Annotated in this window: 14 protein-coding genes; 12 read left to right on the top strand and 2 right to left on the bottom strand. The window is 38.9% G+C overall.

The genetic code is table 11. The features are described 5' to 3' along the window. Window positions 1-6: 6 nt before the first annotated feature. Entirely contained in the window at window positions 7-897 is an 891-nt protein-coding gene (locus LQ227_RS17590; protein WP_230146612.1) for a DMT family transporter, read from the bottom strand. A 90-nt stretch (window positions 898-987) separates the two neighbouring features. Here LQ227_RS17590 and LQ227_RS17585 point away from each other — a divergent pair, with 90 nt between their 5' ends. The 9 genes from LQ227_RS17585 to LQ227_RS17545 all read left to right on the top strand — a co-directional run bounded on the left by LQ227_RS17585 (window position 988) and on the right by LQ227_RS17545 (window position 14,632). After that, window positions 988-2,400: a PLP-dependent aminotransferase family protein gene (locus tag LQ227_RS17585; protein WP_230140259.1), complete on the top strand. Its 1,413-nt coding sequence runs from the start codon at window positions 988-990 to the stop codon at window positions 2,398-2,400. A gap of 523 nt (window positions 2,401-2,923) precedes the next feature. Then, window positions 2,924-4,138, top strand: a complete 1,215-nt coding sequence (locus tag LQ227_RS17580; RefSeq protein WP_230140261.1) for a hypothetical protein — start codon at window positions 2,924-2,926, stop codon at window positions 4,136-4,138. After that, a complete protein-coding gene (locus LQ227_RS17575) occupies window positions 4,135-4,638 on the top strand; it encodes a hypothetical protein (protein ID WP_230140263.1) in 504 nt (167 codons plus the stop codon). The genes LQ227_RS17580 and LQ227_RS17575 overlap by 4 nt, the downstream gene beginning before the upstream one ends. An 865-nt stretch (window positions 4,639-5,503) precedes the next feature. Then, complete coding sequence (locus LQ227_RS17570) at window positions 5,504-6,586, top strand: efflux RND transporter periplasmic adaptor subunit (protein WP_230150164.1); 1,083 nt, start codon at window positions 5,504-5,506, stop codon at window positions 6,584-6,586. Window positions 6,587-6,610: 24 nt separating this feature from the next. Then, the gene (locus LQ227_RS17565) at window positions 6,611-9,781 is read left to right on the top strand and encodes an efflux RND transporter permease subunit (protein ID WP_230140273.1); all 3,171 of its coding nucleotides are present in this window, start codon (window positions 6,611-6,613) and stop codon (window positions 9,779-9,781) included. Then, window positions 9,774-11,207, top strand: coding sequence for a TolC family protein (locus LQ227_RS17560; protein ID WP_230140282.1), 1,434 nt, complete (start codon window positions 9,774-9,776; stop codon window positions 11,205-11,207). The genes LQ227_RS17565 and LQ227_RS17560 overlap by 8 nt, the downstream gene beginning before the upstream one ends. A 349-nt stretch (window positions 11,208-11,556) precedes the next feature. After that, window positions 11,557-12,387 carry an aldo/keto reductase gene (locus tag LQ227_RS17555; RefSeq protein WP_230140290.1) on the top strand — a complete coding sequence of 277 codons (831 nt, stop codon included), beginning with the start codon at window positions 11,557-11,559 and terminating at the stop codon, window positions 12,385-12,387. 559 nt (window positions 12,388-12,946) lie between these two features. Next, window positions 12,947-13,408, top strand: a complete 462-nt coding sequence (locus tag LQ227_RS17550) for a VOC family protein (RefSeq protein ID WP_230140292.1) — start codon at window positions 12,947-12,949, stop codon at window positions 13,406-13,408. A gap of 66 nt (window positions 13,409-13,474) precedes the next feature. Next, a complete protein-coding gene (locus tag LQ227_RS17545) occupies window positions 13,475-14,632 on the top strand; it encodes a serine hydrolase (RefSeq protein WP_230150162.1) in 1,158 nt (385 codons plus the stop codon). Between the two features lie 9 nt (window positions 14,633-14,641). On the opposite strand, the gene LQ227_RS17540 is transcribed toward LQ227_RS17545, so the two are convergent. Further along, window positions 14,642-14,866, bottom strand: a complete 225-nt coding sequence (locus tag LQ227_RS17540) for a DUF3606 domain-containing protein (protein WP_029280094.1) — start codon at window positions 14,864-14,866, stop codon at window positions 14,642-14,644. Window positions 14,867-15,164: 298 nt separating this feature from the next. On the opposite strand from LQ227_RS17540, the gene LQ227_RS17535 reads away from it, so the two are divergent. The 3 genes from LQ227_RS17535 to ligD all read left to right on the top strand — a co-directional run bounded on the left by LQ227_RS17535 (window position 15,165) and on the right by ligD (window position 19,361). Then, the gene (locus tag LQ227_RS17535) at window positions 15,165-16,373 is read left to right on the top strand and encodes a glycosyltransferase family 87 protein (protein WP_230150160.1); all 1,209 of its coding nucleotides are present in this window, start codon (window positions 15,165-15,167) and stop codon (window positions 16,371-16,373) included. A gap of 107 nt (window positions 16,374-16,480) precedes the next feature. Continuing rightward, window positions 16,481-16,654, top strand: a complete 174-nt coding sequence (locus LQ227_RS17530; protein ID WP_215127755.1) for a DUF3606 domain-containing protein — start codon at window positions 16,481-16,483, stop codon at window positions 16,652-16,654. Between the two features lie 10 nt (window positions 16,655-16,664). Then, window positions 16,665-19,361: a DNA ligase D gene (gene ligD / locus LQ227_RS17525; RefSeq protein ID WP_230150158.1), complete on the top strand. Its 2,697-nt coding sequence runs from the start codon at window positions 16,665-16,667 to the stop codon at window positions 19,359-19,361. Window positions 19,362-19,384: the final 23 nt, after the last annotated feature.

Here is a 19,384-nt window from a genome sequence, read left to right as displayed (position 1 = left end):
TGATGGTTATTTAGCAAACTTTTTTGAACCCGCAACGCAAAGGATTACGCCCATCGTAATGGCTAGCATACCTATAGTTACTTTTTCATGGAGCAGGGTAGTGGCAAGAGCCAATCCAAAAAAGGGCTGTAGGAGCTGGAGCTGTCCAACTGCTGCGGTTCCACCTTGTGCAAGCCCTCTGTACCAGAAAATAAACCCGATGAACATGCTAAAGAGCGAAATATAAGCAAGGCTCAGCCAGGCAGCGGTACCCACTTCAGCAAATGAAGCTGGTTGATAAATGAACATTAAAGGTAACATGAGCGGGAGCGAGAGCACAAGTGCCCAGGAGATTACCTGCCAACCACCCAATGTTTTAGATAGTTTTGCACCTTCCGCATAGCCAAGCCCGCAAAGAACGATTGCCAATAACATTAAAATATCGCCGATTGGTGCGGCGTTAATTCCCTGATAAATGGCGTAACCAATTACCAGAAGGCTACCTACAATTGAGAAAAACCAGAATATGGGTTTAGGACGTTCACCTCCCCGTAAAACAGCAAAAGCAGCTGTAGCCATGGGCAAAAGGCCTAAAAATACCAAAGAATGTGCTGAGGTAATGTGTTGCAAAGCAAGGGCACTTAACAAAGGAAAGCCGATTACCACACCCAGTGCTACAATGACCAGTGAGATTAAATGTTTGCTTGATGGTCTTTTTTCTCTAAATGCAATTAATACGCCCATTGCGAGCAACGCAGCTATAGTGGCACGGGCAACGGTTACAAAAACAGGGCTCATATCCATCACTGCCATTCTTGTGGCTGGCATAGAGCCGCTAAAGATCAGTACGGCGATAAATCCGTTAAGCCAGCCACTTGAAATATTCTCTTTGCTTGGCTCAGTTCCTGTTTCTTTCATGTCTTTCATTTCTTAAATCAAAGGTGCAAAGCTAAAAGCGATAAATACAGTATCAGTTTTGTATATTTGTATGGATACAGTTTGTTGATTATGGAGAAAGTTTACAGGTACAACGAAATAGCAAGCGGAATTGCCACACAGATTAGAGACGGTATTCTTCGATCGGGAGATAAACTTCCTTCTGTTCGGATGCTCTGCAAAGAATATGCAGTGGGCATGAATACGGCAAAACGTGTGTTTTTGGAACTGGAAGCCCAATCGTTGGTTGAGGCCAAGCCACAATCGGGTTTCTTTGTAAGCAACCGTAGGGTAGAACGACTTCCACTACCTGCAGTTAGTAAACCTTCACTAATTGCAAATCATCATGAGCCGAGCGAACTGAGTACCCAGGTATATTCTAGCATTGGTCGCGATGATTTAACCCTTTTTTCAATTGGTGTGCCATCAGGAAGCCTGTTGCCATTGGCAAAACTCAAAAAGGAAATACTTTATGCTACGCGGACGCTTAAAGAAGGAGGGACAGAATATGAGCCGCTTCAGGGCAATGTTAAATTACGCAGAATGGTTGCAGTACGATCTTTAGGCTGGGGAGGAAACCTTCATGAAGATGATCTGATTACTACCGCTGGCGGAGTGAATGCATTATCTTTTTGCCTGATGGCTTTAGGCAAACCAGGTGATACGGTGGCCATAGAAAGTCCCTGTTATCCCGGAATTCTCCAGCTGGTAATCAGTTTAGGTTTAAAAGTACTCGAATTGCCCACGCATCCGGTTACAGGCATTGAGATAGATGCACTTAGAAAAGTGGTGTCGAAAATTGATATTTGCCTGTTAATTCCCAATTTTAATACACCGTTGGGTAGTTGCATGCCCGATGCGCATAAAAAAGAAGTTGTTCAGCTTTTGGCCGCAAATGATATTCCGCTTATTGAAGATGATATTTATGGTGATCTTTATTTCGGCACCCAACGACCAAGATGTTGCAAATCATTTGATACAGAAGGTAATGTGCTGTGGTGTAGCGCAGTTTCGAAAACCTTGGCGCCAGGATACCGTGTAGGTTGGGTAGCTCCCGGAAAGTATAAAGAAAAATTACTTAAACTAAAACTTGTACATGCCCTTGCCTCAACTTCTGTTATTCACGAAGCTGTTGGCAATTTTCTAAAAACTGGTCGGTATGATCGCCATTTGCACCAACTCCGTCGTACATTACAACAGAATTATCAGCATTTTATTGATGCGGTTACCGAATATTTTCCAGAGGGTACAAAAACAACCCGGCCGCAAGGTGGGCTGGCCATATGGATAGAATTTAATAAAGAAGTTGATGCTGTAAAACTCTATGAACTGGCCATGAAACAAAAAATCAGCATTGCCCCGGGTCCGATGTTTACCTTGCAAGATCAATATCAGAACTGTATCCGCCTCTGTATCGGTATTCCATGGTCAGATGAGCTTAAATTTAAACTGAAACAATTGGGTAATCTGGCAAAAATGATGTGACCGAATAATGGCACGCACTAAACTTAGGGGCAATTATAGCTCAATGCCGATACGCTATGATTGATTAAGGATTTACATTGTCTGACTCAGGAGTACTCGGCGTTTCGCCTAAGGGCGTTATTCCGCAAGCTGCCCATATAAATTTAAAAATATTTAGGAACTCGCATTGGATATCCCTGTCAGATTGTATTTCGTTCTCCATATTGTACCGCTTTAATCTATTTATTGAAACATAGAAAGGCTGGTTTTGTGTTAGCGAAGGTAATCCTTTAATGTAAGTTTACTGTTGCCTAAATGTTAAGGAAGATGTTTTAAACCTTAACCGATTCGGTGCAATATTTATTTGAGGTGCAATACGTAAGTGTACCCAATAATCAGTATTGGAATCTCTATGGCGTTATGTTATATTTACATATTTAACAACAGTTATCTGTTTAGTTTTCAATAGAATGCAATGTTTTCTAATTGATTTACTATTATATCAGTATGTCCCTTGCTAAACATATATTTTAATAAACAGAAAATGATATACAACGATCGAAAAGCCATGGATCCTGCTATAAAAAAATGTCTTATCGACAAACTGCTCAATAACAATATCTCGGTTAGCGAACTTATTGAACTGAGGCCTGAAATTAATGAATTCGATCTTTCTGAAATTATTCAGCATATCTACGACCTTAACCTGGAGCAGGTACGAAAAATAGCAGCATTAGCGCCTGTTATGGCTAAAGTTGATGCATTAAAAAACAGCCAGCGCAATACCCGTTTTATAAAAAAGGTGAAAAATAATTTCCGGAAACATACGGCTAAGCACAACGGTCTTAAAAACAGGGTAGTGGTGGTAGAGGGCGATTCGTGGTTCAATTATCCCATTCTTTTAAGCGATGTGATCGACTGGGTTGCTATGGAAGAGAATATGGCCGTTTATAGCCTGGCATCTGGTGGCGATTGGCTGATGAACATGCTTAGTGCCAAAAAATATGTCGAACAGCTTTCTACACTCCAACCGGATGTATTTATCATTAGCGGGGGAGGAAACGACCTGGTTGGAAACCGGAGAATAGCAGCCATGGTTACGCATAAAGGAGACTCCAACGAATTTGAAAAAAGCGCATTTGCGAAATACCTTTATCAAAGCGCTGCTAATCCACCCGATAAACCAGAAGATTTTAAACGGGGTACCCAGTTCATATCCAAAGATTTTTATGCTTTACTGGCCTTTTTCCAGCTCCAATATTATTTTATTATAAATGGGATTCTCACTGGCGGTGAGGGAGAAAATGGTAAATTTCCGGGGATACAGATTATTACGCAAGGTTACGATTACGCCATCCCAAGCGATAAGAAAATAGCAGGATATAATCCACTCAAATGGTACCGGCTGTTTGCGCGAACTTTTCTCGGGCACGGAGGATGGTTAAAAACGCCCTTGCAGCTCAGAGGGATATACGATCCCGAAGACCAGCGCAAAATTGTTTATGCCATGATTTACCTCTTTAACGAAATGATGATTGATATCGGTCGCATTTTTAGTGAAATGTTAGGTGAGAATAGGGTTTTCCATATCGATTCAAGAGGATCAGTTGGTAAAAATGGTTGGACGGATGAATTGCATCCTTTGCCCCAACATTTCAAAAAAACAGCAGCAGCCTTTATTCATTGTATTAACAATCCAAATAAACAAGGAAGTGCAGTTATAGAAGTTGTAAAACAACAGGATGGGGGGCAGAAATGAAAAAGATATTGATTTTAGTATTTATTATCGTTTGTGGCGTAATGTCCTTTCAGGGGAAAGTACTTCAGCACTTCAGCGGAAAAGGAATCGTCAATTTAGAGCTCTCCAATAAAGATGCAGGAGTGGAAATTATTGCGCTTTGGAGCGATACCCTGTATGGCGATCAGACACTTTTAAACATTGCCCAAAAGAATACACACCTCGATTTTCTGTTTATTTTGATATATGTAGTGCTCATCATGACGCTATCTAATTCGCAAATGCAAAGAGAAAAAACAAGTTGGCTAAACGAATTGCTACGGCTTAATTTATTTCTGGCATTTTTAATAGGCTCACTGGATGTAATTGAAAATATCAGGCTATTACACAGTTTCCATCACCCAGGAAATCTGGCTGAATTTTGGCGAACAGATTTTATTGCATGGCCAAAATTTGTGATAGCAGGCTGGGTAATTTTGATTTATGTTTTCTCGGTAATTAAGGGTTACATGAGAAAATGACTTTGAATGTTCTGATTATTAAGGAATTAAGGTCGTTAAGATAATTGTGGTGTCAGTTGTTCCCAACTGACACTAAAACATATACTCTGGATCTTCGCTTTTTTAATAGTCGATAGTCAGACGGTAACATCTGACTGCACATGGAATTGAGAAGATCCTTCGACAAGCTACCATTGACAGATTCCAATATAAGGGTCGTCATTCCCGCGTAGGCGGGAATCTTAAAGCTTATTGCATTACGATTATTCATAAGTTTTCCTTTTTTCGGAGGCATTCATGAGCACTCTGTGGTTCCCAATCAAGTTGGGAATGACGATTTCGCACAATATATTAATTCATTAAAAACCCCTGTCATTTATATTGATTTTTATAAATAAATTATTGCTCAGGATGACAAGCGTGGTTAATGTTTAATTTTCTTTAACGCCACTTAAAACGATGTTCTTGTTAACTTTATGTTAGTTTGTCGTCAATAAATCCTATTTATACATCATTATGAAAATAACTGTCAAATGCCTAGAGTGGAGTTTTTGTGTAAGAAATCGTCGTTTCTTCATCTAATTCTAGCTGTTAACTGGTAATTCGTTCAAAAAGCGAGACTAAATGATCTGTTTATTGTGAAAAATCATCTTTTGCTTCACTAAAACACAATTTCTCAATCCAAACCTGAAGTTCAACTTCATTATAACTTCATAAATCTGTATTTATTTCGCTTTCGAATTAAATCATTGCGTAACCATAATTTATTGAAGTCAATTAAGTATCTGCACATCAGTTGTAGACTGCTTCTTATCATAAATTGGTTGCCAAGGGAGACTAATTAGAGAAAAAAATAAATCAGATTAAAACCATTTAACAAAAAAAAATGAAAAGAGTTGTCATGTGCTTAGGCTTATGTACTTTGCTTTATGTAACGGGTTGTACCTCGAAAAAAGAAGAAAAAGAAGAAGTAACTACTTATGCGGTAACCACACCGTTAAGAATGGATACTTCGTTTACCAAGGAATATGTTTCGCAGATTAAATCTGTGAGGAATATCGAAGTTAGGGCACAGGAAAAAGGTTATCTCCAAAATATTTATGTAGATGAAGGTCAGCGTGTAAAAGCTGGTCAGCTGTTGTTTAAGATTATGCCTAAAGCAGCACAATCTGAGTTGTTAAAAGCACAAGCCGAAACTAAATCTGCAGAAATTGAGCTTGAAAACACCAGATTACTTTCTGATAAAAACATCGTTTCTAAAAATGAGCTGGCCATGGCTAAAGCTAAACTGCAATCAGCAAATGCCGAAACCTCATTGGCCAAATTCCATTTATCCAATACCGAAATCAGGGCACCATTTGATGGTACCATCGATCGTATTCCATTAAAACTGGGTAGTTTGGTTGATGAAGGTGCTTTATTAACCAGTCTTTCAGATAATAGTCAGGTTTTTGCGTATTTCAATGTGTCTGAACCTGAATACCTGAACTATCAGCGTGCAGCAAAGGTAAAAGGCCAGCAAGAAGTTAGCCTGTTATTGGCAAATAATGAGTTATTGAAATCGAAAGGTAAGGTTGAAGTGATCGAGAGCGAATTTGATAATGAGACAGGAAACATCGCTTTTAGAGCCAGGTTTAACAATTCTGATAACTTACTGAGAAACGGAGAAACAGGCAAAATCCAGATGGTTGTTCCTTTAAAAAATGCCTTAGTAATCCCACAGAAAGCCACTTATGATATTCAGGATAAAACTTATGTTTTTGTAATCGATAAAAATAATAAAGTACATTCCAGAGCCATCACCATTGCAGGCGAGGTGCCAGATTTGTACATCATTGGCGATGGCATTACCACGGGTGATAAAATATTGCTTGAAGGCGTGCAGAAAGTAAAAGATGATGATAAAATTACCTTCAAATTCCAACAGCCTCAGAAAGTGATGAAACAATTAAGATTGAAAACTGAATAATCTACCACCCTCCATACTTATTTTATGTTTAGTAAATTCATACAAAGGCCAGTCCTTTCTATAGTAATATCGCTTATCATTGTGTTTCTTGGGGTGTTGGCCATCAGCTACCTGCCCGTTACACAATTCCCCTCTATTTCACCGCCTAAAGTTAATATTACGGCCGAGTATCCAGGGGCAAATAATGAGTTATTGATCAAATCGGTAGTTATTCCGCTCGAACGTGCCCTTAACGGTGTACCGGGTATGAAATATATTGCCTCTGATGCCGGTAATGATGGTGAAGCTTCCATTCAGGTCGTATTTAATTTAGGTACCGATCCCAACCAGGCTTCGCTTAACGTACAGAACCGGGTAGCTGCTGTTACCAATAAACTTCCTCCTTTAGTGGTTCGTGAGGGGGTTAAAATCACCCGTGAAGAGTCTAACATGTTGATGTACATCAACTTGTATAGTAAAGATCCTAAGATGAACCAGAATTTTCTGTACAATTATGCCGATATCAACTTGCTTTCAGAGTTGAAAAGGGTTGATGGTGTAGGTTTTGCCGATATTTTGGGCGATAGGGATTATGCCATGCGGATCTGGCTTAAACCCGACCGTATGCAGGCTTATAAAATCTCAGTAGATGAGGTGATGAAAGCACTTGATGAGCAAAGTTTAGAAGCCTCTCCAGGTAAAACCGGCGAGAGTTCTGGTAAACGTTCTCAGGCCTTTGAGTATGTGTTAAAATATTCCGGACGCTTTAGTACGAAAGAAGGATACGAAAATGTAGTATTAAGAGCAAGTGCTAATGGAGAATTACTTCGTTTAAAAGATGTTGCCGATGTAGATTTTAGTGCTTCAGCTTACAATTTATACTCTACGTTAAACGGAAAGGCTTCTGCAGCTATCGTATTGAAACAATCTTACGGAAGTAATGCCAGTCAGGTAATTAAAGATGTAAAAGCGAAAATGGCCGAGATCAAATCGAGCTCATTTCCTAAAGGTTTAGATTATGAAGTAAGTTACGACGTTTCTAAATTCCTCGATGCTTCTATTGAAAAAGTAATCCACACCCTTGTCGAAGCCTTTATCTTGGTAGGTCTAGTGGTATTTCTGTTCCTTGGCGATTGGCGTTCAACCCTCATTCCGGCAATTGCTGTACCCGTATCCTTAATCGGAACCTTTGTGTTTATGCAGTTTTTCGGTATTACGCTCAATCTGATCACCTTGTTCGCCTTGGTGTTGGCCATTGGGGTAGTAGTAGATGATGCCATTGTGGTAATTGAAGCGGTACACGCCAAAATGGAACACGATCGGAAACTTTCGGTACTGAAGGCTACCCAGCAGGCCATGAAAGAAATTGGCGGTGCAATTATCGCCATTACCTTTTTAATGGCATCGGTATTTATTCCGGTAGCTTTTATGTCGGGACCAGTAGGTATTTTCTACCGTCAGTTCTCGATCACCATGGCAACGGCGATTATCCTTTCGGGTATTGTGGCCTTAACACTTACGCCAGCTTTGTGTGCCATTATGTTGAAAAATAACCATGGATCGAAGAAAAGGAAAACTATTATTGATCGCTTCTTAGATGGTTTCAACAATGGTTTTGCCAAACTTTCGGGTAAATATGAACTGGTGCTAACCAAGGTAGTAAGCCGCAGGATATTAACTTTTGGTATTCTGGCAGCCTTTTGTTTAGGGGTTTGGGGATTAAGTGGAAGTGTGCCATCAGGTTTTATTCCGAACGAAGATCAGGGAATGGTTTATGCCATTATCCAAACGCCTCCGGGATCTACCTTGGAGCGTACTGATCAGATTGCGGAGAAACTGCAAAAAATGTGCGAAGATATTGATGGTGTAAAGTCGGTTTCATCTTTGGCAGGATATGAGATTCTTACTGAAGGTACAGGATCGAACTCAGGTACCTGTTTAATCAACCTGAAAGACTGGAGCGAACGTAAACATTCGGCAGTAGAGATTATTAAAGAGCTTGAAGAGAAATCGAAATCTATTCCAGGTGCAACCATCGAATTTTTCCAGCCACCAGCGGTTCCGGGTTATGGTGCTGCGGGAGGTTTTGAGCTTCGTTTATTGGATAAAGCAGGTAGTGGCGATTACAAAAAAATGGAAACCGTGGCCAACGATTTTGTGAAAGAGCTGAACAGACGTAAAGAGCTATCATCAGTATTTACTTTTTACAGTGCGAGTTTCCCTCAGTACATGTTAGATGTTGACAATGATATTGCGCAACAAAAAGGCGTGAGTATTGATAATGCGATGAATACACTGTCGACTTTTGTGGGGAGTAATTACGAAACCAGTTTTATTAAATACGACCACCAATATAAAGTAATTGTACAGGCATTGCCTCAGTACAGGGCTTTGCCAGAAGATATTTTAAAACTGTCTGTTAAAAACGACCGCGATGAAATGGTGCCTTTCTCGGCTTTTATTAAAATGCGGAAAGTGTATGGCTTATCGGAAATTACCAGACACAATATGTATAATGCTTCGGAGATCAGCGGACAATCTGCTCCGGGTTATAGTTCTGGTGAAGCCATCAAGGCCATTACCGAAGTGGCCAAGAAATCACTTCCAAGGGGATTTGGTATCGATTGGGCAGGTATATCTAAAGATGAAGTATCGAGGGGTAATGAAGCCATTTATATCTTCCTGATCTGTTTGGGCTTCGTTTATCTGGTTCTGGCAGCACAATACGAAAGTTTTATTTTGCCACTTTCGGTTATCCTTTCTTTACCAGCGGGTATTTTTGGCGCTTTCCTGTTCTTAAAATTATTAGGATTGGAAAACAACATTTATGCACAGGTTGCGATGGTGATGCTGATTGGTTTACTTGGTAAGAACGCAGTATTGATTGTTGAATTCGCTGCACAGCGGCATGCCCAGGGTGCAACGGTATTAAAAGCGGCAATGGAAGGTGCAAGTGTACGTTTCCGTCCGATTTTAATGACCTCTTTTGCCTTTATTGCAGGTTTAATTCCATTGATGATTGCATCAGGGCCTGGAAAAATCGGTAATAGAACCATTGGTTCTGCTGCTGCTGGGGGTATGCTTTTCGGTACCATTTTCGGGGTGGTTATTATCCCGGGATTATATTATGTGTTTGGAACAATAGCAGCCAGACATAAGCTGATTAAAATTGAAGAAGAACATCCATTAACTGAAGAAGTAGAAGATAATGTTTAAGAATAATATTTATAAAGGCCTTGGCTTAGTGCTGATATGTGCCACATATACAGCATGTAAATTGCCAGAAGTGGCCCAACGCGCCGAAAATAAAAGTGTTCCTGCAGCCTTTAGTAGTGCACAGGATACCGTAAGTACGGCCAGTATACAATGGCGGAAGTTTTTTACCGATCCAAATCTGGTAAACCTGATCGATACCGCATTAAAAAATAACCAGGAGTTGAATATTACGCTTCAGGATATCGAGATTGCGAAAAACGAAATCAAAGCTAAAAAGGGGGAACTTTTACCAAGTGTAACCTATGGCGTTGGTGCAGGTTTTGATAAAGTTGGTCGCTACACCAGTTCGGGTGCTGGCGATGCTTCTACAGAAATTACACCAGGTAAAGAAGTACCTGAAATATTGCCCGATTATCGTTTCGGTTTGCAGGCCAACTGGGAAGCCGATATCTGGCACAAATTGCGAAATGCGAAGAAAGGAGCCATAAGTCATTATTTAGCAACGGTAGAAGGCAAAAATTTCGTAGTCACCAATTTAATAGCTGAGGTTGCAAATTCATATTACGAACTGCTGGCTGCTGATAATCAGTTAGAGACAGTGAAAAAAAACATTGAGCTGCAGAAAAATGCTTTAGAACTGATGAAAATCCAGAAACAGGCCAGTAGGGTTAACGAACTTGCAGTGCGTAAATTTGAGGCTGAGGTCTTAAGCTCTAAGAGTCTGGAATTTGATATTCAGCAAAATATTACCGAAACGGAGAATAAAATCAATTTCTTGCTAGGCCGTTTTCCTCAGCCAATTATAAGGGATAAATCGAGTTTTACCGATCTGGTACCACCAACAGTACAGACAGGTTTACCTTCACAATTGCTGGCCAACCGCCCCGATATTAAACAAGCTGAGTTAGAACTCGCTGCTGCTAAGCTGGATGTTAAAGTGGCTAAGGCACAGTTTTATCCATCATTGGGTATTTCTGCGGCCATCGGTTACCAGGCTTTTAATCCATCTTATTTATTGAGAACGCCAGAATCATTGATCTACTCGTTAGCAGGAGATCTAGCCGGACCGCTCATTAACCGCAATGCCATTAAGGCCGAATATTTAACCGCAAACGCAAAACAATTGCAGGCCGTGTTTGAGTACGAAAAAGCGATTCTGAACGGTTATATTGAAGTAGCCAACCAGATGTCGAAAATCAGCAACCTGCAAAAAAGCTACGATTTGAAATCGAAACAGGTAACAGCACTTACACAATCAATCGATATTTCTAACGATTTGTTTAAATCGGCAAGGGCGGATTATTTTGAGGTATTGATGACCCAACGTGATGCTTTGCAGTCAAAATTAGAATTGATCGAAACCAAAAAACAGCAGTTAAATGCGGTGGTCGATATCTATCACGCCTTAGGTGGGGGATGGAATTAGGTAAATAGCTATAATTCTCATATTCATATTATCCTTATAAATCTATTTAGGCTGTTCCAAAAACCGGGGCAGCCTTTTTCTTTATTTGTCATTCTGAGCGCAGCGAAGAATCTTTATAGCTGCTAACGCTCGTTTCTAACGAGTGTTGAATAATCAATCGTTTACAACGATAAAATCATTTAGTTATTTATGCACTCATCTGGAAACGAGCGCAGACTAATTTATGCCAAACTGGAGCAGCCTTTTTTCGCTTTATTCATTTCTTTATCATAAAAATTAGTTTAAAAACAAAGCCACTCACTTAGGGTTATCTTTATCGTATAGAAATTATTATCATATCTAAAAGCACATGGGAAATACAACATTTAAATTAGGCGAATTAGAAATTAACCGTTTAGGTTATGGTGCAATGCAGCTAACAGGCAACGGTGTTTTTGGCGAAGTGGATGATCGCGAAAATGCAATAAAAGTTTTGCAGGAAGCCGTAACAAATGGCGTTAATTTTATTGATACCGCAGAAGCTTACGGACCAAAATTTAACGAATCTTTAATCGCTGATGCACTACATCCTTACAAACAGGATCTCCTTATTGCTACCAAAGGTGGTTTTGACCGACCAGGCCCCAACAATTGGGTTCCGAATGGTAATCCTGAAAAAATCAGGCAAGATATTGAAGGAAGTTTACAGCGTTTAAAAGTTGAATCGATTGATTTATGGCAACTGCATCGTATCGATCCTAAAGTTAATGTAGCCGATACCCTTGCACCAGTTATAGAAGCGGTAAAAGAGGGGAAAATAAAATATGTTGGTCTGTCTGAAGTAACCATCGATCAGATCAAACAGGTACAGGATATTCTGCCAATTGTATCGGTTCAGAATTTATACAACTTGGCCAACAGACAATGGGAAAATGTACTTGATTTTACTGCCGAACAAGGTTTAGCTTTTATTCCCTGGTTCCCACTGGCTTCTGGCCCCGCAAAATTAGAAGATAAAATTAAAGTAATAGCCGAAAAATATCAGGCCACTACAGCACAGATTGCACTGGCCTGGTTATTAAAAAGATCTTCAAACATCCTGCTAATACCCGGAACAAAATCTGTTGCGCATTTAAAAGAAAACTTAAAAGCTACAGAAATCGAATTAACTGATGCAGAATTTGAAAGTTTAGCGAAATAAGAACGGAAAATTCCCTTCGATCGTCATTTCAAGCGGAGTGCAACGCAGTTGAGAACCACGATTGCTCAGCGAAGCTACATCTGGCTAGATAGATCTCTCTCGAAAATTCGGGACTGTGCTCCAGTCGAGATGACGATTTTTCTGTTGAAGTTTTTCAATGTTAGCGCAGCAGAGAACCTGAAAACGCTGCGAGGCAAATTTTTAGCACAGAATACATTAACTCGTTTCGTCATCCTGAACTTGTTTCAGGATCTTTACTGGATAGAATGATCAAGTTCAAAGATCTTTCCTCCGAAGGAATTCCTTTGGAACATTCCGCATCCCTCCAGGAGATGAGTATCTCGCTTTGGGCTTTTACGCGCTTTGTCATGCTGAGCGGAGTCGAAGCATCTTCAAACAAAAAATGTCTACTAAGGTATATTATCTGTGTTTATCCTTTTATCTGTGGTTGATAAATCTGCTCAAGAAATACCCGCTCTGTTTTGCTGCCTTAAGCGGAGTCGAAGAATGTATTAAAAAATTTATTAAAATTATTCCTTTATAAGTTTGATATTTAAACATGAAAAAAATCTTCCTGTTTACCACTATTTTATTTTCTATCATTTTTCAAAAAGCCATGGCGCAAAATAAACCCGAAAATGTACCTGCTGTTTTAAATCATATCGCTGTTTATGTAGCTGATCTAAGCGTAGCAACAACTTTTTACGAAAGTGTGTTTAACCTTAAAATCATTCCGGAGCCTTTTAAAGATAACCGCCATACCTGGTTTACTTTAGGGCCAGCCGGACAGTTGCATTTAATCCAGGGAGCAAAAGGAAATGAGGTTTTTGATAAAAACGGGCATTTGTGTTTCAGTGTTCAATCAGTTGATGAATTTGTAAAGAAGCTGAATGCTAAAAATATCAGTTTCGAGGATTGGCCTGGAAAGAAAGGCGGAATTACCTTGCGCGTAGATGGTGTAAAACAAATTTATTTCAAAGATCCTGATGGACATTGGTTAGAAGTAAACGATGCTAAGTAAATTTTTCACTACGTGCAGATTTTGTTCTGCACCATCCCTTATATTTAGGTTTTACCTGCTAACCCTATGAAACTAAAATTCCTGAAGTATTTTTGTATTACCTTTTTAATAATCGGTGTAGTTGAGCAATTAAAAGCTCAAAATGCTAACGCCGAAGCACAATTTAAAGCTGTAATGGAGAAATATAATGCAGTTGGTGCTGCTGTGGCTGTGGTAAAAGAAGGTAAGATTGTTTATACTCACTCTTTTGGACTAAAAGATTTAGAAAATAAAAAGCCTTTAACTGATCAGGATATTTTCAGAATTGCATCTATTTCGAAGTCTTTTTCGGCAACATCCATTATGCAACTGGTAGAGGCCGGTAAAATTTCCTTAGATGATGATTTTGGCGATCTGGTGGGTTTTAAAATCAGGAATCCAAAATTTCCTGATCAGAGAATTACCTTAAAAATGGCTTTATCACATACTTCAAGTTTAAACGATTCTCAGGGGTATCTTAATCTGGATGTAATCAATCCGGATAAAAACCCAAACTGGGCCAAATGTTATAATGAATACGCCCCAGGAAGCAAATTCGATTATTGCAATCTTAATTTTAACCTGATCGGTACCATCATCGAGAAAAAATCAGGTGAGCGTTTCGATAATTATGTAAAAAATCATGTGTTGAAACCCTTAGGACTTTATGCAGGTTATTGTATCGACTCTTTAGATAGCACGCGTTTTGTTAATTTATACGAATATCATGCCGATACGAAGACTTATACACCGTCTCCAACAGCATATGCGCCACGAAGAACAGAAATTGCAAATTACATAATGGGTTATAGTACGCCTGTTTTTTCGCCGACAGGTGGGATGAAAATTTCGGCTACTGATTTAGCTAAATATATGATTATGCACATGAATTATGGCACATCAAATGGTGTTAAGATAATCACTAAAAAGAGCGCGAAAAAGATGCAGACTGCCTTGACCGATGATGAAGGGTATGGCTTGGCCATCAGGACTGCAGATCAGCTTATCCCGGGTGTAAAACTGAAAGGACATACCGGTTCAGCTTATGGTTTATTCAGTACCATGTTTTTTAGTCCGAAAGATAAATTTGGCTTCGTTATCATTACAAATGGTATAAACGCTACCTATACTGATGGCTTCCCTGATTTCAGTAGGGCAGCCATCAACAGCTTGTATCAGGCATTTATTAAACCAAACCTAAATTAATCTTTAAACCTATGAAGGATTAAGAAAGCGTTTATAAGCATTACCAGATTTAATTTTTTCCATTGTCAAATATTCTTTTACAATCGAAAATTCCATACTCTGGATGGCTTTAACCACCGATTTTAGTTTTTCACCTGTAACACCTAATCTGGCTGCCCAGTAATTGCGATCTTGCTCATCTGCAATCTCAATAAACTCTTTCCGGGCATTCATCGAATTAATTTGATATTCCATCTTTTTACTGGTTTTTGGTTAGTTAATATGTAATATAAACACCCATAATTCTGATTTGGTTTTGGAGTTTTGCCAATAAATATTCAAATATAGCTACGCAAAGGTTTTTTTGTTAATGATTACAGGGCAAAAGCCATTAGTTGCCCTAAACCGATTACAAAACTGGTCTTAAAAATCGATTTAGGTGTATTCTTTTATGGATGTTATTTTAGCTTAAAAAAGAGTAACATTTTCCTTACAAAACATTAGGAATTCTCAGTTAGCATTTTTATTATTGTATTGTAATGTAATTTTTACAATGTCAAATTATTTTCTAACCAACGCTACAGGTTTTTCCCATTGCCCAAAAAATTATCAGAACAATCGTTTTGTATTATTTCTTTGGGTATTAATTACACTCATTTTTGTAATCGATTCTTGGGCAACACACAGGTATAATAACTACCTCATTTTTGAGAATACTTTCAGGAATCTTCTTCAACAAAAATCTCTTTATGCGTGGTACCCCGCTTATCACGAAGATGCTAATCACTATGGTCCCATTTTTAGTGTTTTAATTGCTCCGTTTGCCTTAATGCATAATTGGATTGGCTTATTGTTTTGGAACCTGTTTAACTGTTTCCTGCTTTTTAAAGCTATTCAAACTTTACCTTTAAGTGAGGATAAAAAGGTGATTATCGGTTATATTGCCATTCCCTGTTTAATCGAATCGATGCTTAACCAGCAGTTTAATGCCGGTGCCGGCGCCTTAATGATCTTGAGTTATACGCAAATAAATAAAGGCGGAGGGATATGGTCTGCGCTGTGTATTGTGCTGGGTACATTTATTAAGCTTTATGGTATTGTGGGATTAGTATTTTTCTTTTTTGCTAAGAAAAAACCAGTTTTTGTGTTGTGGTTAATCATGTGGTCTGTCGTGATATTCTTATTGCCAATGTTGTTCGCCTCTCCTGATTTTGTTGCGCAAAGTTATATCGATTGGAAAAACTCATTGATCGGGAAAAATATGATTAATGTTTCAGGTGGAGGAGATATTTCGATTATGGGTTTCTTTAGACAACTATTTGATATCCCTAAAGTATCAAATCTTCTTTTTATTACACTTGGCACCTTATTGTTCATGTTGCCTTTTCTGTATATTACTTATTTTTCGAAAAGTAAATTCCAGCTCATGATTCTATCTTCAGTATTGTTGTTTCCTGTACTGTTTAGTACTGGAGCAGAAGATTGTACGTTTATCATTTCAATAACTGGTGTTGGCATTTGGTATGTAAACGAAAATAATAAAGTGCTAAAAAATGTATTGTTGCCAATTTTACTTTTCATCACCTGCAATTTCCCTTTGCTGCTTTTTCCAACTTTTGCAAAAGCGCATCATTTATCATTATCCATCATTAGTTTTCCTTATTTTTTGGTGTGGTTGAGGGTTATCAATATCGCTATAAAAGATAAACTCGTCCATGAAGAAGAAACAGAACCAGAGATGGTAACAGCACTAGTCGATTAACTTTTAAATTTTATTTTTTTAAGGTTTTAATGTCCGTTTGTAAAAATGGCTGTTAAAACCTTTTTTATTATTCGGCTGTTTTATAGCTGTCTAATCAAAAAATAGTTATGGATGATAAACAAAAAAACGGTAGTGCTGATCGGGCTAGGATCAACATTAACGAAGGTTATGAACTAGATTATTGGTCTAACAAATTCGGAGTAAGCAAAGATAAGCTGAAAGCCGTAGTACAAACAGTTGGTACCTCTGCCCGCGCAGTTGAAGATTATTTAAAAAAGTAAAATAGTTATTATGAGTCTGAAAAAGTATGTTGCCAAGCGCGATTTCTCAAAAACCACCGAACCAAAGTCGGGTAAAAGCAGTGATCGGAACAAATTACATTTTGTAATCCAAAAACATGATGCTTCGCGTTTGCACTACGATTTCAGGCTCGAAATGGAAGGCGTTCTAAAAAGCTGGGCGGTACCTAAAGGACCTTCAACCGATCCTAAAACCAAACGTTTGGCCATGATGGTAGAAGATCATCCATACGATTACAAAGATTTTGAAGGCATTATTCCGCAGGGCGAATATGGTGGCGGAACCGTTATTGTATGGGATGAAGGAACTTACGAGCCGATAGAACCGATTAAAGGCAAAAAAGCGCAGGAAAAACATCTGCTAGGTCAGTTAAAAGATGGTTCATTAAAAATTAAACTAAACGGAGAAAAGCTTCGTGGAGAGTTTGCGCTTGTTAAAACGCATGGCATGGGCGAAAACGGTTGGCTGTTGATCAAACATAAAGACGATTATGCTTCTACAAAAGACATTACTAAGGAAGATAAATCTGTGCTTTCCGGAAAAACAATCGAAAAGATGGAAAAAACATCCGATAAGGTTTGGAAAGAAGGAAAGGAGCAGGATTTAAAGACTGAAAAAAAAAGCCCCAAGCAAAAAGAAAAGAAAGAAACTACGCCCGTGGGTGATGACTTAGCGGCAGATGTAAAAAGCATATTAAAGAAAGCACCCAAAACAGCCATTCCGAAAGGGGTGAAACCTATGCTGGCTACCTTGGTTGACGAACCTTTCGACGATCCTGATTGGCAATATGAGGTGAAATGGGATGGTTACCGTGCCCTGGCTTTTATTAATAAAGGAAAGGTTGATTTGCTTTCCAGAAATAACAAATCCTTTAACGAAAAATTTTATCCCATTTACGATCTGCTTTTGACCTGGAAAGTGAATGCGGTATTTGATGGTGAGATTTTGGTGCTCAATAACAAAGGTGTATCCAATTTCGGTTCCCTGCAGAATTGGAGAAGTGAAGCAGATGGGGAACTTGTTTTTTATGTGTTCGATATCCTCTGGTATGAGGGTAAGAACCTGATAGAGCTGCCGCTTTACCAGCGACAAGCAATATTAAATGAAGTGATGCCAACTGATGATGACCGTGTGCGCCTTGGTAAGGTTTTTAAAGCCAGTGGTGTCGATTTTTTCGATGCGGCGAAGAAAATGGGACTAGAAGGCATTATCGCTAAAAAAACAGATAGTACTTATGCAACAGACCGAAGATCAAAAGAGTGGCTGAAAATTAAGGTGCAGAAACGGCAAGAAGTAATTATTGCAGGTTTTACTAAAAATGCCGATACTTCTAAATCTTTTAGTTCTTTACTGTTGGGGGTTTATGAAAAAGGAAAATTGCAATATGTAGGCAAGGTTGGAACAGGGTTTTCGGATAAATTGCAGAGAACAATGATGGAGCAGTTTAAACCTATTATTATCGATAAAAGTCCTTTTGAAAATATACCTGATGTAAATAAGCCCTCACGCTTCAGGCCAAACCCACCAAAAGCGAAAGCAACCTGGTTAAAACCGGAACTGGTATGTGAGGTCGCTTTTACAGAAGTAACTGATGATGGTGTTTTTCGCCACCCGTCTTTCCAGGGTATGCGTGAAGATAAAAAAGCCAAAGAAGTGGTAAGAGAAATAGAAGTACCAACAGAAAAAATTGTTGATGACACGAATGAAGAAAACCCACACGCACAGGCAATAAAAGCACCAAAAGGTAAAATGCCTAAAACTTTGTTAAACCCGAAAGATGAAACACAGGTAAGGAAAATTAAAGGTCACGAGCTTAAATTTACCAATCTGAGTAAAATTTATTGGCCCGAAGATAAAGTAACCAAAAGAGATATGTTTAACTACTATTATCAGGTTGCTGAATACATTTTGCCTTACCTGAAAGACCGCCCACAATCGCTTAACCGCTTTCCGGGTGGAATACACGGCCCGAGTTTCTACCAAAAAGATGTTAAAGGGAAAGCACCAGACTGGGCCGAAACTTTTCCTTATGAAACTAGTGAAGGCGAAAAAAAGGAGTACCTCGTTGGAACAGATGAAGCTTCATTACTCTGGATGGCGAGTTTAGGCTGCATAGAAATGAATCCTTGGTTTAGCCGGGTGCAAAGCCCTGATAATCCCGATTACTGTGTAATTGATTTAGATCCAGATAAACATACCTTTGATCAGGTAGTTGAAGCAGCGCTGGAAACAAAAAAAGTATTGGATGCCATAAATGTACCCAGTTATTGTAAAACATCAGGTTCAACCGGCATGCATATTTACATTCCTTTAAATGCCAAATATAGTTATGAGCAAAGCCAGATGTTTGCCAAAATAGTGGTGAACCTCGTGCATGACCAGATACCAGAATATACTTCGCTCGAGCGCATGATAGCAGCCCGAAAAGGAAAAATGTACCTTGATTTTTTACAGAATAGGCCAGGGGCAACCATAGCTGGGCCTTATTCTTTACGACCAAAAATTGGTGCAACGGTATCAATGCCATTGCATTGGGACGAGGTCAAACCAGGTTTAAAAATGAAAGATTTTAATATTTTTAATACCATCGATCGTTTGAAAGTGGAAGGAGATCTGTTTAAAGGCGTACTGGGAAAAGGAATCGATTTACTTAAGGCTATTGAGAAAGCTAAAAGTGTTTTTGGATAAAACCCACGATCTTTTCCTGCTTT

The organism is Pedobacter sp. Bi27 (assembly GCF_918698255.1).
In the GTDB taxonomy this organism is placed as follows: Bacteria; Bacteroidota; Bacteroidia; order Sphingobacteriales; family Sphingobacteriaceae; genus Pedobacter.
Note: the sequence above shows the minus strand (reverse complement) of the source record. Positions and strands in the feature narration are given on the sequence as shown.

Bases quoted from the DNA above. Each gene is read 5' to 3' on its own strand.
- LQ227_RS17590 (WP_230146612.1), bottom strand. From the start codon at position 897: ATGAAAGAAACAGGAACTGAGCCAAGCAAAGAGAATATTTCAAGTGGC.
- LQ227_RS17585 (WP_230140259.1), top strand. From the start codon at position 988: ATGGAGAAAGTTTACAGGTACAACGAAATAGCAAGCGGAATTGCCACA.
- LQ227_RS17580 (WP_230140261.1), top strand. From the start codon at position 2,924: ATGATATACAACGATCGAAAAGCCATGGATCCTGCTATAAAAAAATGT.
- LQ227_RS17575 (WP_230140263.1), top strand. From the start codon at position 4,135: ATGAAAAAGATATTGATTTTAGTATTTATTATCGTTTGTGGCGTAATG.
- LQ227_RS17570 (WP_230150164.1), top strand. From the start codon at position 5,504: ATGAAAAGAGTTGTCATGTGCTTAGGCTTATGTACTTTGCTTTATGTA.
- LQ227_RS17565 (WP_230140273.1), top strand. From the start codon at position 6,611: ATGTTTAGTAAATTCATACAAAGGCCAGTCCTTTCTATAGTAATATCG.
- LQ227_RS17560 (WP_230140282.1), top strand. From the start codon at position 9,774: ATGTTTAAGAATAATATTTATAAAGGCCTTGGCTTAGTGCTGATATGT.
- LQ227_RS17555 (WP_230140290.1), top strand. From the start codon at position 11,557: ATGGGAAATACAACATTTAAATTAGGCGAATTAGAAATTAACCGTTTA.
- LQ227_RS17550 (WP_230140292.1), top strand. From the start codon at position 12,947: ATGAAAAAAATCTTCCTGTTTACCACTATTTTATTTTCTATCATTTTT.
- LQ227_RS17545 (WP_230150162.1), top strand. From the start codon at position 13,475: ATGAAACTAAAATTCCTGAAGTATTTTTGTATTACCTTTTTAATAATC.
- LQ227_RS17540 (WP_029280094.1), bottom strand. From the start codon at position 14,866: ATGGAATATCAAATTAATTCGATGAATGCCCGGAAAGAGTTTATTGAG.
- LQ227_RS17535 (WP_230150160.1), top strand. From the start codon at position 15,165: ATGTCAAATTATTTTCTAACCAACGCTACAGGTTTTTCCCATTGCCCA.
- LQ227_RS17530 (WP_215127755.1), top strand. From the start codon at position 16,481: ATGGATGATAAACAAAAAAACGGTAGTGCTGATCGGGCTAGGATCAAC.
- ligD (WP_230150158.1), top strand. From the start codon at position 16,665: ATGAGTCTGAAAAAGTATGTTGCCAAGCGCGATTTCTCAAAAACCACC.